General features: G+C 47.4%; 12 protein-coding genes. 7 read left to right on the forward strand and 5 right to left on the reverse strand.

What is annotated here, in order from left to right:
• The first annotated feature begins 324 nt into the window (after nucleotides 1-324).
• Nucleotides 325-936, forward strand: a complete 612-nt coding sequence (locus IEV98_RS12790) for a cyclic nucleotide-binding domain-containing protein (RefSeq protein WP_188506399.1) — start codon at nucleotides 325-327, stop codon at nucleotides 934-936.
• Nucleotides 937-958: 22 nt separating this feature from the next.
• Here IEV98_RS12790 and IEV98_RS12795 read toward each other — a convergent pair whose 3' ends face one another.
• Nucleotides 959-2,098, reverse strand: a complete 1,140-nt coding sequence (locus IEV98_RS12795; RefSeq protein WP_188506400.1) for a hypothetical protein — start codon at nucleotides 2,096-2,098, stop codon at nucleotides 959-961.
• Nucleotides 2,099-2,262: 164 nt separating this feature from the next.
• On the opposite strand from IEV98_RS12795, the gene IEV98_RS12800 reads away from it, so the two are divergent.
• The 3 genes from IEV98_RS12800 (at nucleotide 2,263) to IEV98_RS12810 (ending at nucleotide 4,327) form a co-directional block, all read left to right on the forward strand.
• Complete coding sequence (locus IEV98_RS12800; RefSeq protein ID WP_188506401.1) at nucleotides 2,263-2,772, forward strand: MauE/DoxX family redox-associated membrane protein; 510 nt, start codon at nucleotides 2,263-2,265, stop codon at nucleotides 2,770-2,772.
• A 128-nt stretch (nucleotides 2,773-2,900) separates the two neighbouring features.
• On the forward strand, nucleotides 2,901-3,224 hold the full coding sequence (locus IEV98_RS12805) for a hypothetical protein (RefSeq protein WP_188506402.1): 324 nt from the start codon (nucleotides 2,901-2,903) through the stop codon (nucleotides 3,222-3,224).
• Nucleotides 3,197-4,327 carry a hypothetical protein gene (locus IEV98_RS12810; protein ID WP_188506403.1) on the forward strand — a complete coding sequence of 377 codons (1,131 nt, stop codon included), beginning with the start codon at nucleotides 3,197-3,199 and terminating at the stop codon, nucleotides 4,325-4,327. Before IEV98_RS12805 ends, IEV98_RS12810 begins: the two co-directional genes overlap by 28 nt.
• Before the next feature lie 3 nt (nucleotides 4,328-4,330).
• Here the strand turns inward: IEV98_RS12810 and IEV98_RS12815 are convergent, their stop codons facing one another.
• The 3 genes from IEV98_RS12815 to IEV98_RS12825 are packed head-to-tail and all read right to left on the reverse strand — an operon-like array spanning nucleotide 4,331 to nucleotide 10,322.
• Entirely contained in the window at nucleotides 4,331-5,740 is a 1,410-nt protein-coding gene (locus tag IEV98_RS12815) for a TlpA family protein disulfide reductase (protein WP_188506404.1), read from the reverse strand.
• Nucleotides 5,741-5,775: 35 nt separating this feature from the next.
• Nucleotides 5,776-7,128: a RagB/SusD family nutrient uptake outer membrane protein gene (locus IEV98_RS12820; protein WP_188506405.1), complete on the reverse strand. Its 1,353-nt coding sequence runs from the start codon at nucleotides 7,126-7,128 to the stop codon at nucleotides 5,776-5,778.
• A 14-nt stretch (nucleotides 7,129-7,142) separates the two neighbouring features.
• The gene (locus IEV98_RS12825) at nucleotides 7,143-10,322 is read right to left on the reverse strand and encodes a SusC/RagA family TonB-linked outer membrane protein (protein WP_188506406.1); all 3,180 of its coding nucleotides are present in this window, start codon (nucleotides 10,320-10,322) and stop codon (nucleotides 7,143-7,145) included.
• A 685-nt stretch (nucleotides 10,323-11,007) separates the two neighbouring features.
• Between IEV98_RS12825 and IEV98_RS12830 the strand changes: the two genes are divergently transcribed.
• Complete coding sequence (locus IEV98_RS12830; protein ID WP_188506407.1) at nucleotides 11,008-11,502, forward strand: hypothetical protein; 495 nt, start codon at nucleotides 11,008-11,010, stop codon at nucleotides 11,500-11,502.
• A gap of 269 nt (nucleotides 11,503-11,771) precedes the next feature.
• Here IEV98_RS12830 and IEV98_RS12835 read toward each other — a convergent pair whose 3' ends face one another.
• Nucleotides 11,772-12,431, reverse strand: coding sequence for a hypothetical protein (locus IEV98_RS12835; protein ID WP_188506408.1), 660 nt, complete (start codon nucleotides 12,429-12,431; stop codon nucleotides 11,772-11,774).
• 360 nt (nucleotides 12,432-12,791) lie between these two features.
• Here IEV98_RS12835 and IEV98_RS12840 point away from each other — a divergent pair, with 360 nt between their 5' ends.
• Nucleotides 12,792-13,889 (forward strand): serine/threonine-protein kinase, encoded by a 1,098-nt coding sequence (locus IEV98_RS12840; protein WP_188506409.1) that lies wholly within the window; start codon nucleotides 12,792-12,794, stop codon nucleotides 13,887-13,889.
• A 30-nt stretch (nucleotides 13,890-13,919) separates the two neighbouring features.
• Nucleotides 13,920-14,984, forward strand: coding sequence for a hypothetical protein (locus IEV98_RS12845; protein ID WP_188506410.1), 1,065 nt, complete (start codon nucleotides 13,920-13,922; stop codon nucleotides 14,982-14,984).
• Nucleotides 14,985-15,169 lie beyond the last annotated feature (185 nt).

The raw sequence follows: 15,169 nt of genomic DNA on the forward strand, positions 1-15,169 counted from the left end.
TTAAATTAAAAAGTAAAACCATCTGCCCGTTTTCCGGCTACGGGCTTCGTCCGACTTCTTATTTGGCCATCGAAGATTTGGTGATCACGTTGGCGAAAAAATGGCTTTTACAACCGAAAAGCAACAAAACGGTTCGATAGTAGCTCTGGGCATCCGAAACAGCAGAAAGGCACCAAAACCAGTGCTTCACACGCTGTGATGCGCTGTTCACACTTTTGAATACCCTATTGGAACGATAATTTGGCATCTTTTGGACGTAATAGCGATCTTTACACCGCATTAAACCACTGGCCAATCCCACTGAAGCGGAAGCCGCATCCTATTATGAAACCGATCAACATGCCCGAACACTACACCGCCATCCACGACACGTTGCTGCCGTTTTTCGACATACCAGAAGAACGCCGAGCGCAGGTAGCCAACGAGCTATTCCCCCGAGCACGGATTTATCATACCACCAGATACCAATTGCTTGAAGATCCTGGAGTAGCCGAAGACGGCCAGTTTATGTTGGTATTGCAGGGCTTGGCAGACAGTTACTACCGATGCGGGTTTACCGGCAAGCTTTGGGGCCGCCATGTGTACTACCGGCGCGATCCCATCTTCGCGCCGGAAAGTTACTGCCGAGGCGAAGCCCGTACGGACTACATCCGGGCGTTGGAGCCCTCTACCGTGCTGAGTATATCTTACACGAGCCTCCGCGCATTAGCAGAGCGGCACAGCGAAGTAAAAGCCAAGCTACAACTGCTCAGGGTCCGCAACACCCAGCACCTGCTGGATTACAACCTGCGCAATACCTTGCCAGCCGATGCCCGCATCCGGGCATTTTTGGAAAAGCACCCCACCCTGCCCCACCGCACCACGGCCAGCGTGTGCGCGATGCACAACCACATGAGCCGGTATTGGTATTCGAAAACAATTAAAGAAATGACGTAATAAGGCTAGGTTTTAGCACGACCTACAACGGGTCTTCATATTTCGCAAGTACATTGAAGGAGCGTGTCTTCCAAGGAATGTCTAAAAAGCCCAATGAACTGAATCGATTAGTTATCGGTGAGAAATATTTACGCATTTTCCGCTTACCATATGTATTCGTAAGCTCGGCCCATTCTTCGGGCTGCAGGCATATCAAACTTTTTAGTAGCCTGTGCCGCGAAGCCAAGCGGCACAGGCGCAGTTCGTAATCCGGCGTCAATACATTTGCCATTACTTTCACCACTTCATCCATGTCAGCAAAGCATACTGGTATGGAAAAGCTTTCATGGCGATTTCTAAAAACTAGGCTGGCCTTCCCACTTCCGTCTTCATTCTCAGCGTTGGTTAAAATCAGCTTATCTTCAGTAAGGGAAAAATTGAGAACCAACACCATCGCTTGCAGTGAATAATACGGATAAATAGGGATGGCTGCCACATTTCCGAGATAATAGCGGTATTTCCTAAACGCTTTGGGCGGAGTTTCTAGATAGGCCCTTAACTCCTCCCGCCATGTCTTATCGTACCCCAAATTTAGACTCTGCTGGCATATAATCTCGGAGTGAAATGCATAGTTGATTTGTATCACGTGGTTTTGCACCGCAGTTTGCCAAGCACCACCGCGCTTGGGTCCAGAATCTGGCCTTTCGGGGGCAATGCTGTACTCAAGCAGCCATAACAAGCCGTAAAATAACCCCAACGCAGGGAAGAATGCCCACACCCATCGCTTTGCAGCAAGCATGGGCCAGGAGGGCTCGACAGGCGTAGGATCAAAAAAATTAATCGGGCCGATAATCAGGTTATAGAAAATAAGCGCCGCGATTCCTGCCGGGATAAGCAGCTCATGTTGAATCAAATCTTGCCACGGCCTTTTCCAATACGTGCGCTGCATGAAGTTTCGAAATACAAACTCGGCCGCCACGATGAGGCCCACAAGTACCACGGTCCCGAATCCGACGAATTGAGTAGCCGTAATTTTCATGGGTGGATACACCAGCCAGACAACAGCGGACGATACCATGAATAACGAGCAACAGGTTAATAAACGTAACGGGAATTTAGGATAGGTCAATCCGTTATGTGCTTTGAACACCCAATAATTGCTAGGTCTAGCTATTTTAATCATGAGGTAAGATGCTTTTGGTTTATAAATGATAAGCTAATTTACAAAAAAGAAGTTGGGTTGGCAAATATAATGACGATTAAGTACCTAACGTTGCCAACAAGTTGCCAAAAAAACTGGCAACTCATTGCTAACGGTTGGCTGGTTTTGCTGCCTACCTTCGGGTTATGGCAACAACGAAATCCGATAGTTTAGTAGCAAAAGGCTTTCTATTTCGGTCCCGCTGGAAACAAAAACCGGATAGCCGCACCTTTGCCATCGAAGCTATTTCTATTTTACTGATGCTTCTTTTTGGCCTCACCGCCATCGATAAAGCCCGGCAGTTTGAACGCTTTTACGCCGAGCTGGGCAAGTCGCCGTTTTTGATGGCCTACCAGGGCTGGGTGGCATGGGGCACGCCCATTGTGGAGGGAATCGTGGTTTTCTTGTTGATTTTCGGCGGTACCCTACAATTATGGGGGCTCTATGCATCGGTTTTCTTGATGAGCCTCTTTACCGGCTACATCTACCTGTTGCTCAACTACAGCTATTATACGCCATGCCTTTGCTCGGCAGCGCTTGAAAGCCTCACTTGGGAACAGCATCTGGTATTTAATCTCCTATTCCTGGCATTGGCGATGGCCGCTACGGCCTCGAAAGAACGACAACGACAAACCCACAAAAACAATAAGCCATGAAAACGAATCAATCACCCATTTGGAACCACCCGCCTTAGCTGGTCGGATGTAAACGTCAGCGAGCAGGATTGCTCTTTCGCTAAAAGCGAAAACACATTATTCAATCATTCATTTTAAACATTTACGTTATGACAACGGTAAATAAAATAAAAACAATAAGCAAGATAGGAACATTGGTACTTGCCGCAGGCGTGTATATGTTCTTCGGTTCCAATCAATCGGGCGTTGAAGTGAAGAAAGACCTTCGCGACCATGTCGCCCCGGCAGAAACCCTTTTCAGGACAGCCGACTATCCCCAGGGTCCGGATATTCCGGAAAATCAGCGGGAAAACACGAAAGCTGAATTGGAATCTACGGTTTGTCCCCCGGGCGCAACACTTTGTGCTGTAGCAATCGATCCGGAAGACCCTTCAAATGTGATTCTTTGGGAAGGCAATTCCAGCAAATTCTAATCAGCAACACGAACACACAGCAACTCCGGGCGTTGGCAACCCGGAGTTCCTGTGTTTCGTTCATCCACCTATCCAATACCATGGCGACTTTCCTGAAGATTGCTTTTGCAGTGCTAGTGGGCATTCTCCTTAATGTCTTCATTTTCATTAAGGCCAACCTGCCTAACTTTGAAGACAATGGTTTTGTCCGATCATTTTTGCCACAATCTGTCAGCATCACAGAGCCTTTTGACGTGCCTTCCAAATCCGTGGCCATTGCAGGTCAGTTTGGCGGCAAGTTATACCTTACCACGGATGATCCCGCAACGCTTGTAGCAGTCGACATGCAAACCCGCCAAGCAAAAGTAGTCAACATCCAACGATTGGGAGATTGGCTGGCCACCGAAAAAGTTCCGGCCGGGCATACCGCGCTGATCGATTCCCCTTACTACTATGTTTTTGCCTTTAATGCTCCGGGCATCTATGTATACAACTTGGCAAGGGCGCTACCGGAAGCAACTTATACCGCAGATGCGGTATTTACTACTGGCATATCGCTGTCTGCTACCCGCTTCGTGCTGCGCCAGTATTCCCCCACTGAAAAAGCATTCCGGTTTTCCCGTATCAGCCACCACGGTGAGACTCGTTGGGAGCAAGGCGTTTCTTTGCCCTCCTCCGATATGGGGCTGAGCAGCGACGGCCGCCTGATGCACGACGATCAAACCGGGCTGCTCGTTTACGAACATTATTACAACAACCGGATCCTTGTAGCCGACACTGCATTGAACGAGGTGCATTCGTTTAGTTTACTGGATACCGTTGCGCCCAAGCTTCGGCTTGACCCAACCGCACCACGTATAATGACCAATTCCGCAGCCTGCTTACATCGTGGGCTACTGTATCTCTGTTCGAATCTCCGCGCCGATAACGAACCCTACAAGGAGTATATCAAGCATATCCCCGTCGATATATTTGATGTACAAACAGGCGGGTACCGCGGTAGTTTCTATCTTCCTGCATTGGATGGCAAGCTGATCAAAAGCATGGCTATCGTAAAGGACCGACTGATCGCCCTCTACTTCAACGACCAAATCGCGTCGTTCACGATACCAGCACTCCAATAGCAATCAGTCATGGATAAGCAGCATATCCACCAACCTGATCTCCGGTTCGAGGTATAAACCGTACTTAGCCAATTCCGTACGCAGTACATCCATATCCAATTCATTGTTTATCAAATAACCACTCTTTGGGTCTCTTTTCGGCGAATCCGTAAAATCCAGTTGCATACTGACATTGAAATCTATGTTAGTGCCGTCCTCAATCGGTGGTGCGCTTATAAACATGGCCAGCACCTTCAGCAATTCGCCGATCGGTTTCCCGTTTATCTGGATATGGTAGCCGTCGAATGGCAGCCCTTGGCTTAGCGGTTCAAGCTCATTTACGTTCGCATCCAATAGCATCCGTGCGTTCTCCCGCACCCTCAACACATAGCACAGCCGTTCCCTTTTTACAATCTCCCCTTTTATGGGCAGCGCCTTATTCAGGTCGGTGAGTATGCGCTCCCGTACTTGATCATCGGGTACACCCGGGCCAAACTCCGCATGGTAGGTATACGCATTTTCTTTCCAATAGGCGGCATGGCTTGGATAATCCAGGTAAGGAAACTTTATAGGGCCGTAACTGTAATTGTTTTCATCGGCATATAAGCGATAGGTCAATGTATCCGCAATATCGACGATGATGCGTTGGTGGTTCGCATTGCCGAGCAAGGTATTCGTTACGTTGAAGAGATTAAATACCCTTACAAATAAGTGAAGCGGCGTACATTCCATATGCAGGCTACGAATGCTTCCATCATCATGTCTTTTGATCCGGCTCAACGCACTCCCACCCCTTTTGAGGTATGAGGACCATAGCAGACTGGAGTCGACGGTCTCCTCGGCTCCATTTGCTAATTGTTCGTCTGTTTGCTGAAAAGAGGCAATGCCGTCTTCCTTCAGCTCCCACTCGATTTTATCGCCACTAAGCATCGCCGCAATACGCTCCTCGGTGATTGCTGCACCGTGGGTTATTCCTTCAACCCTGCCCGCTGGGTTGACGATGACCACATGCGGGATGTACGCGTGGGGAAAAGCCTTTTGCAACACCGTATCCCCAATGGCGAAGGGGATACGGATGTTTTGGTGCTTCGTGATTTCAGACCGCCCGAGCAGTGCCCGCACGTTTTGCTCGATATCTTTCGTTACGGCAATGATCTGCAATTGGTCCGCATACTTATCTTGCAGGGATTGCAATTTCGGCAATGCGTTGATGCAAGGTTGGCAGTAAGTTTCCCAAAAATCAAGCATCACGTACTTACCACGCAAGTCGTGTAGCGACGCCTGCCTATCCGGAAAATTCATCAGGTAAGTACCCAGCGGCAAATCCGGCACGGTGTCGCCCAGGGTATATGTCCGATCAACCTGAGCGTGCTGGCCCATCACGCCCGATAGGGAGACGAACGTTAGCACAGTCACTATTGCAATTTTAGCCATGTTGCTTTTTATTAACTGATTCTTTAAACACATTATCAATACCCGTCATTCTGCGGTTCCAAATTTGGATTTCGCTGCCGCTCCGCCAAAGGCAACGGCCACAACAAATCCGCGGGTTTCCAGCCGGGCTTCAACGGAGACAAGACTTCTGCCGCTGTTCCCGACCGTTTCAAGTCCAACCAACGAAGCCCCCACTCCGCAAATAGCTCGATGCGCCTTTCGCGAGCGATGGCCGCCAACAACGCTTCACCGCGCCCATCAAATTCACCCAAGCCTGCCCGATGCCGCACGGCATTCACATCGGCAAGCGCTCCCGCTTCATCATCCAGCATCGCACGAGCCTCAGCGCGGATTAGGTATTGCTCGGCCACGCGAAATACCACCAATGCTTCCGTGGCCGGGCTGTTACCGGAGGCAACCTTATATTTGTAAGGATAAGGGTAGGAAACGCCATCCACTTCATTGGTTCCGAGCCACACCACCGTGCGCTGATCTCCCGGCTCATCATCGTCCAGCAATTGGGGTGCGACGTAGTACGTGGGAATCAGTTCCGGCTGACCGGGGATATACGTCGGTGCCTGAGCGGGCAAGTTGAATGGAATCAATTGCCAGATCGTACCCCGGCTTCCCATGGAAAAGGCCGCTTCGGGATCCTCCAACACATACGCCGGGTCGTTAATCACATTTGTCGCAGCATCGGCCGCCTGCTGCCAATCACCAGCAAGCCAATAAACACGCGCCAGCAGCGCCTGTACCACACGCCTATTGATGCGCGCCCGGTCTGCAGACGGATAGGCATCGGAAAGCAACGCTTCCGCCTCCCTCAGGTCGGCAAGGATAGCGGCTTGAACGCTCGCGCTAGGCGTACGCCCGATCCGTTGGTTTACGCGATGGTCGGCACCATCAACCAGTGGTACATCCCCCCAAAGATTAGTGAGGTAGAAATAACAGAAGGCACGAATAGCCAATACCTCGCCCCGCAATTGATCGTGGAGGTCAGCAGCTATGCTGGTGGCATCAGCCAATCCCTCCAGCGCTGCATTACATCGATAAATGCTACGGTAGAAGGCCGTCCATAGGTTCTGTATCATTCCGTTCGACTCGTCGAGGCTGTTTTCGAAGAACTGCCGATAACCGTTATCACCGCCGGCATACACCAATTGGTCTGAAGAAAGCTCCGTAGCGATACCCAAGTTGCCCAACTGCCCACTGGCCTCGATGACCCCGTAGTATATCCCCGATATCACCGCCGTTGCACTCTGGTCGGAAGTGTAGACATTACCGCGTACCAATTGGTCTTTCGGTGCGGGTATTTCAAGGAAGCTACAGGCACTGGGCAATAACATGAGCGCCAATGCCAACATATAGAAATGTTTTATTGATTTCATATCTCGTAAGTTGATTATAAGGTAATTTGGATTCCCATCGTAACCATACGCAGGGGCGGCAATATGTTTGCGTTTCCGGTCTCGGGGTCATTGCCCACATAACGGGTAAGCGTGAGCAGGTTTTGTCCCTGCGCATATATCCGGCATCGGTTCAAATGCCAGTTGCCCACCGCAAGGCCGGTCAGCTGATAAGCCAGCGACACGTTTTTGAGCCGGATGAATGACGCATCGGTATACGCGTCTGTAGAAGCCCGGTATCGCAAGAAAGCCATCGCCGCATCTCCACCCGTTGCATAGCGCTGTGTACTCGATATGTCACCGGGCTGCTGCCACCTATCCACCACCAACGCGGGTACATTGTAACGGTGTCCGGGCGCGTTGATCAGTGTTGCCAGCCCATTCACCTTTTTCTGCTTCACGAACTGAACGAATATGCTGGCCTCAAATCCCCGATAGGTAAGCGTATGGTTCCAACCGCCGTAATATCTCGGCGTGATATCGTAAAACACCGTCTGACCAGTCTCCATGTCAACCGTATGCAAACCCGTCGCCGGATCGACACCCGTATACAACCACAGGCGCACAATGTCAAGCGGTTTGCCGACCTCATATCGCGATGCGTTATTGGATTCTGCCAAACCGGGGTATTCCAACAACTTATTCCGCGATAGGGTCAAATTGAACTCCGAAGACCACGAAAAATCCGGACGCTGGATGGGTACCGTGTGCAACTCAAACTCCCACCCCGTATTCTGCACCAACGCAGGCAGGTTGCGTGTGATGTTTGAAAAACCAACCTGCGTGGGCAGGGCATCCTGTAGCAGTTGGTTGCCACTGCGGTTGCGAAACCAAGCTACCGAAGCAAGGAGGCGGTCGTTTACGAAACCCAGATCGAGCGCCGCCTCCAGTTTGCGATTCGTCTCCCACGCATAGTCCGCATTGAACAGCCGATTGGGGTACAGCCCTGCGATTCCCTGGTACGGATTGGTGGTGCCATAGGTATCGAGGTACTGGTAGTTGCCGATGTTGTCGTTGCCGGTAATCCCGTAGCTCCCCCGCACCTTGCCGAAGCTTAAAAGCCCATCGGTATTTTCAAACCAACTTTCCTTAGTAAATATCCACGCTGCACCAACCGCGCCAAAGTTTGCATATTGCCGGCCCGTACCGAAGCGGGAGGAACCATCGCGCCGTGCAGTGAAATTGAGCAAGTACTTGTCAGCGCGGTTGTAGTTGATCCGGCCAAAAAACGACTGGTACCGGTAAAGATCGTGGCTGGCGCTATTCACCAGCGATGCCGCACCGTTGATCGTACCCAACAGCGCTTCATTGGAATAATCACTGGCCTGCACAGCCGATAGGTCATTAATGGATTCCCTTAAGGTTGCACCGACAAGGGCTTGGATGCGATCGGCATCCGATAACGCTATAGCATAGGACAATTGCGGTTCAATAATCCAGGACTTGGCGTTCGCATCGCTGAAAGCTGATGCTCCCCAGTTCCGGTTTGCGGCAGAAGGGCCGTAGTAGGCGTTGGGTGTAATCCGTTCGGCCGATATCCTCGAAACCGTATAGCCTGTGTTGGCTTTCAATTGCAGACCAAATCCAATGTCATATTGAACATTTAGATTGGAAATCAAGTTTTGTGTCAGACTGGTGTTTTTCTGATCGAGATAACGCAAGGGATTGACGAATGAAGAACCGTTATCGCTCCACATCAATTTACCGGATGCGTCGTAAGCTGGTTGTACAGGAGGGGTATATATTTGCCCTGTCAAATCACTGGTGATTAGGTTGTTCTTCCCGCCGCTGTACCCCACGCTCACATTGGCTTGCAGCCGATCATCGGCAGACCGATGGTTGATGTTAAGCTGGGCAGCGCCACGTCGGTCTGCCAGGTCATCACCGGGGAATACGGTAGTTTCGCGCCGGTACGAACCTGCAAGACGGAATTGCGTACCCTCACTCCCACCGGATAGCGCCACCTGCACATCGCCCAGCTTGGCCGTGTTGCCGATCATCAGCTTCTTCCAATCCACGTAGCGCGTGGTATCCCACAACAGCAGATCCGGTGCATTCGCCGGTGTCGGCTCCACGCCGTCATTGCGGAAAGCTTCGCGTCGCATTTCGAGGTACTGCTGGGTGTTCATCAGCTCCATCGTGCGCGTTACCCTACCCATGCCGGTGTATAGATTCACGTCCACGCTCGTCCTTCCGGCTTTACCACGCTTCGTGGTAATGAGGATTACGCCGTTGGCCCCGCGGCTGCCATAAATAGCCGTGGCATCAGCATCCTTGAGCACCTCGATACTTTCGATATCTGCCGGATTGATGCTGTTGAAGGGGCTAATATCGCCCGCTGCCCCACGCGTCTGGGATTGGGTGAGGCTGCTGCTCAACCACGGCACACCATCTATGATGTACATCGGCTCGTTGCCCTGCTGGATGGAGTTGCGGCCACGGATACGGACGTTTACGGTGCTGCCGGGCAAGCCGTTAGTCTGGTTGATTTCCAGCCCGGGTATACGGCCCGCCAAGGCGAGCAACGGATTGCCGACAGGCTGTTTTGCAATCGTCTGGGAAGTGACACGGCCCACACTCCCCGTATTGAGCCGTCTGCTGGTGGTACCATAAGCGATGACCACGGTTTCATCCAATGTATTATCCGCAGTTTCCATCGACACGTCGACGGACGCTCGACCGTTTATCGCCTCTTTGCGTTCCTTATAGCCCACAAAGGAAAAGACCAAGATGTCACCGGCCTGCGCGGAGATGCGGTACTCCCCTAGCCTATCCGTGATCGCATGGATGCGTGTGCGTCCGTTAGTAACGGTAGCGCCCACTATCGCCCGGCCATCAGCAGCGGAGGTCACCGTGCCGGATACGGTAAGGGACTTCTCGACAGCAATCGGGATTTCGCTTCGCTCCGGCTGCGCGCGGGCATACAAACACATAGTCGTTAGAAAAAATGCCACCATCAACCCCAAAGCGAGGCCCAGCCCGCTACGGGCTCGGGCCATCGCATGGGTACAAACACATGATTCTTCATTTCTTTTTGCAGGCAGCAAGCTGTGTGGCTGTTGCCCTTCCATTCCGGAATTCCCTCCAGTTTGGCTTGGCAATTTGGTCGTACCAAGATTTCGTTGGTTGGCTATCAAAAGGGTATAGCTATCCCCTAAGCGTAAATTTTGCTTCATTATATTATTTGATTTTAGGTGTAAGAAGAATGAACTAATTCAGGTTTCTTTAATCCCGTCAAACCGGGTTTTTCGCGATGCTTTTAAAGAGGTTACTCGTAGAAATTCCCCACGGTTTGGACACAAAACTGTCAGCTCTCCTATTATGGAAAGGATGGCAGAACTTAGGTTCAATGATTTTTTTTGTTGGTTTCATTGGTTTTGAAAATCGATATCAAAACCTCGCAAAGGAATCAAACTCCCGAAGGAGCCAGACCGCCTTTGATTGTAACCACACGAAGGACCGCGTAGGATCGGTGCTCACAATAGTTGCCTATTGGTATTGCTACTTCCCCGAAGGGTTGCACCCGGGAGCTAAATCGCAAGCGGCCTGGTACCCCATGATTGCTCATGGGGGTATCACCAGTGCTCACTTACCCTCTAACTCCCCTTTTGAATTTCCTACGTTCGTGCGTGGTCGTGAGGCTCGTTAAGTGAGCATCATTAACTTCTAAATGATGCTACAAAATTAACTTCTTTATTTCGTCATTTTGTCAATTTCTAAATTACCTATACATTCACACAACAAACCTACGCAAATAGTCGTTTATTTCAAAATATTTTTCAACAAACGACTGTAAAGCATCGGAAATTGCCCCCTCTATCTTCAAAGTGTACATTTAGGCTTTCGAAAGCAATTAATACCTTGAAAGTAGAAGCTCCTGATAATAACCTCGGACCTTATTTAGCTAAGAAACTAAAAGGCCAAAAGGAAGACAGCACCGATATCGCAAAGGCGACAGGTATACATGTTGAAACAGTTCGTAAAATGCGTAACGGCATTACGAAATCCATCCCTGCCATCGAATCCTTCAAAATAGCACTTTTTGTCGGAGACCCGATTGAAGTCTATTTGAAGGAAGTTTATCTAGATCTTAAGCTAAAAAACACTGATAAACCGACTTCGAAAAACATTAAGTCCGACACCTCGCCCACTGGAAATTTGATTTTTTCCCTGGAAGATTACAACCTTGACATCTTGGCTCATCGAACCGGAATCAAGCGCGACCGGCTATCCCGATTAACAAAACTTGGTATTGACCGTATAGAAACCTACGAACTCGCTCTTATAGAGATGGCCGCAGATAAGGAAACAGGTGAGTTGTTTAAGGTGCTTTTCAAAGCGGTCAAATTAAGCTGATAATAGAGCTCATATTTCCGTCGGGGCTACAATAAACGCACCAGTCACGTACGATTGGTGCTTTTTTGTAAGATAGAACAGAAACGGACAATTTTGTGTGTATATAACCAGAAAGAAATGTAAAAAAATGCTCTGGCGTGAACTATACAAGAGTTGTACAAATGAATCTGAGATCAACCAATGAACGACGAAACACTCGATAGAATAAAAACGGATATCTATCTCCTTAAAGCCAAAATTTTTGGCTCAAGAAGATAGTGGGATTTAAATCATTGCCATAGTTCATCGATTCCGTGTCTTAACCGGAAATCCGGGTCTCTCATATGACCGTTATAAAAAGTTGGCATGACTTCGGGTTTGTCATAACCTATATTTCCTGCAATACAAGGAAGCGTTATTTTTACTGAGGCATATCTCATAGGCTTCTTTGCCTTTGCTGGATAATCAAATGTCACGGCGATCAGTACATGAGTTTCCATTGGCTTTATATCAACCTCAGTAAGCCAGTCCAGTTCCTTTTGATCCATTCCCATCATTCTCATATTATCAAATGCCCGATTCTCAGCATATGCAATTGCCACCTCATGGATGCCTGCCCATATTTTCCCTGACAATTGGTCATCGATCAAAATAGGCGAATAAACGCCTTCAGCCAGAATATCGACGGAAGGAAGTCCTGAAGGCAGATTCTCCAAGGTTTTAAGGCGTTGCTCGACGAAAAGTGTTGGAGTGTTCATGATGATGATTTCCGCATCCTGTAGATTACTCAAGGGACATTTTTTGTCAGCAAGTAGCGCGGCACGTGAAGCATAGCCAAAATAAGCCGCCACAAGTTCATGTGCATGGGACGATTTCAATTGGATACCATAATTGTTTTGGGTGAAGGTGCGCAAAGAATCTGCGCATGCTTTTGTAATGTCAAGCTTCATAGCAATAAGTGTTATTTGCTGGGCTTTTTAGTCGTCGTGAGTGTTTAAGGACAACCATGCCAGCAGTTTAACAAAATTTGCTGTTTGACTTGTCAATTATTGATTTTAACCTCGCGTTTCAGCCACTCACAACTGGGGCGCTTGATTCCTTTCTCGAAAGTAAGAATAATAATTTGAAAAACACCTAAGATAATTTAAAAAATCTCCTATCAAGGCCTGAGATCATGATTTCAAACTTGTAGAGGTAGTTTTTTGTACATAACCAACACCGCTATGCTCATACAGGTCTGAGGGCTGGATTACAAATTGGTTAATTTGTTAACAGTAAGGTATCTTTGCACAGAAATTGAGTTAAAAAAAATGAATAACAATACCTTACCTAAAGTTTTATCTGATGATGACTTGCTGATACTACTAGAAACTTTCAAAAACGGACTGGTTTCTCGCGCAACCGGAGGTGACTATGATGAAGAGGAATACCAAAGGACAAGGAAAATAATTTTGGCAAACCCAAGATTAGAAAAGCTAATTCCTAAATTTTTGAAAACCTGCAGAACGATTAGAGATTTTTGGCAATGGGCAAAAAGTGTATCTTCCACATATGATGGGCGTAGGCAAATCCTTGCAGATGAACTCAATCCAATGCTTGATGCGATTGAATACGAATCTGGGGAGGGTGCATTGGAATTTAACAGAAACTACGAAGAGAAAAGAATTATAGGTACAGGAGGATTTGGCGTAGTTTACGAATATGAGCATCGTTTGCTGAAAATGCCCTTCGCCGTTAAGATATTCGCACCTGCTTTCTATGAAGGCGCTACTGATCAGAAAGAGTTAGAACGTTTTTTTCAAGAATCAAGAATTTTATTTAAACTCAACCATCCGAATATTATTAGGATATATGATGCTGGCCTAATCGGTAAACGTCCGTTCATCAGAATGGAATATTTTGATGGTAAAAACTTAAACAAAGTCATCACAGAGTTTGGGGCACAAACCGAGGAGAAGAGTATCGTCGCTATGAAGCATATAGTTAGTGCCATCGGATATGCACATACCTGCGGGATTATTCATAGGGATTTAAAGCCAAGTAAAATCATGGCTGCGAAGCCCAATCAATTTCGTGTAATAGATTTTGGCCTAGGGATATTCATTGAAAATGAACTGCATTCAAGACTTACCAAAACAGGTGTGCAAACTATAAGTGGATATTATAATGCTCCCGAACTTGTCGCGAATCCAAAACTTATCGATAAAAGATCCGACATTTATTCTTTAGGCGCAATTTGGTATACCTTACTAACCGGACAGCCGCCAGCGGGAAGCGATTTTATGTCTACATTAATGGCGTTAGGAATATCTGAAAAAACAATAAATGTAATTAAAAAGTGTCTTAACCCATTAGAGACAAGGTATGCCGATTGTAATGAATTGCTCACAGACCTGCAGTCTCTATAGCTTGCTTTCGAGTAATTAATTCAATCTTCTATGGGATATATTAAGTACATCAGCGAAGAAAATGTAAAAAAGCTTTTGGGCCGACGATTTCCTCTTGGATTAAAGCGCGTAATTAATTTGCTTGACCAGTACCTAAACCATCTTGATGATAACGGAGATCCCTTACCTGGCGAATTATTGTTTCATAACATTTCCAAAAAAAGAAATCGGGATGTCAGTGAATTCGCAAAGGTCGATGCCGATATGGTTTTGGAGTTGAATAGCCTCAGTAAAAAATTAACTATTGATCTTCGTGATTACCGAGTTCATCCCCAATTTGCGAGGGATTACAAAGAGAGACGCGTTGTATTACATATTCTTATTAAGGATGTCGACAAAACAACGTGGGCAATACACCTTCCGTTACAAAGTCTGATGGTTGGCTTTGGAGACCCAATGCTTGGCTATCACTGCTATGGTCACGGGATATCTTTCCTTGACGACAACGGGCAACCCAAAGAAGAAAATGAGGTGTTCTATTGTGGGATTACAAAGCGAGGGTGGCTAACACGTATGACGGAGCATTTTCGGGACATTAAAGGGAACAGCAACAAAACATTCCATAAACTTTGGCGTGAATATCTCGGCGATACCAATGTCCTGTTAAATTCCGAATTGATTGCTTTAAATCATAGTTACGAAGCAGCTATGGGTTGGGAAGAATGGATCGTAGAAAAATATATGGCTAAAAATAGATCGCTAAATATGATACCAGGAGGATTTGCGGGGCGAGGGGCATATTCCTGTCAAAATAAAATTTCCGATTTAGCGGGTGAAAATTCTATTGCCCTTGGTCAATCTTCGTTTCTATATTTTGCTAATCAATCACGTCATGGAATTAAAAATCCCATGATAGAAAAGCTTTGGCAAGATGATAAATATTATGCGAAGGTTATTGGAAATAGAGAAAATACCTTTTCATTCAATGAGGTCATAAAGATAAGACAGATGGCAGATAAAGGGTACGATGCAAAACAAATAGGAAGACATTTAGGTATCACTGCTTTGAAACGTATAACAAATCTACTTAGTGGAAAGACTTACAAAAGGATGTAGTTCCTGCTTTTTTTGAAATGAACTTTTGAGAAGCATTTACAGTTTTATTCAGAAATTATCATTAAACCCCATGACGCACCCCAACCTGAAAAGAAGTTAAATCATTCATATTTTACCATTCAGTAAGCAGATATTTAGCAATAAAAGGCTTAGGTTTTAACCGTCCAATTATGTGGGTTTCACAA

This window comes from Parapedobacter pyrenivorans, assembly GCF_014636865.1.
GTDB lineage: Bacteria > Bacteroidota > Bacteroidia > Sphingobacteriales > Sphingobacteriaceae > Parapedobacter > Parapedobacter pyrenivorans.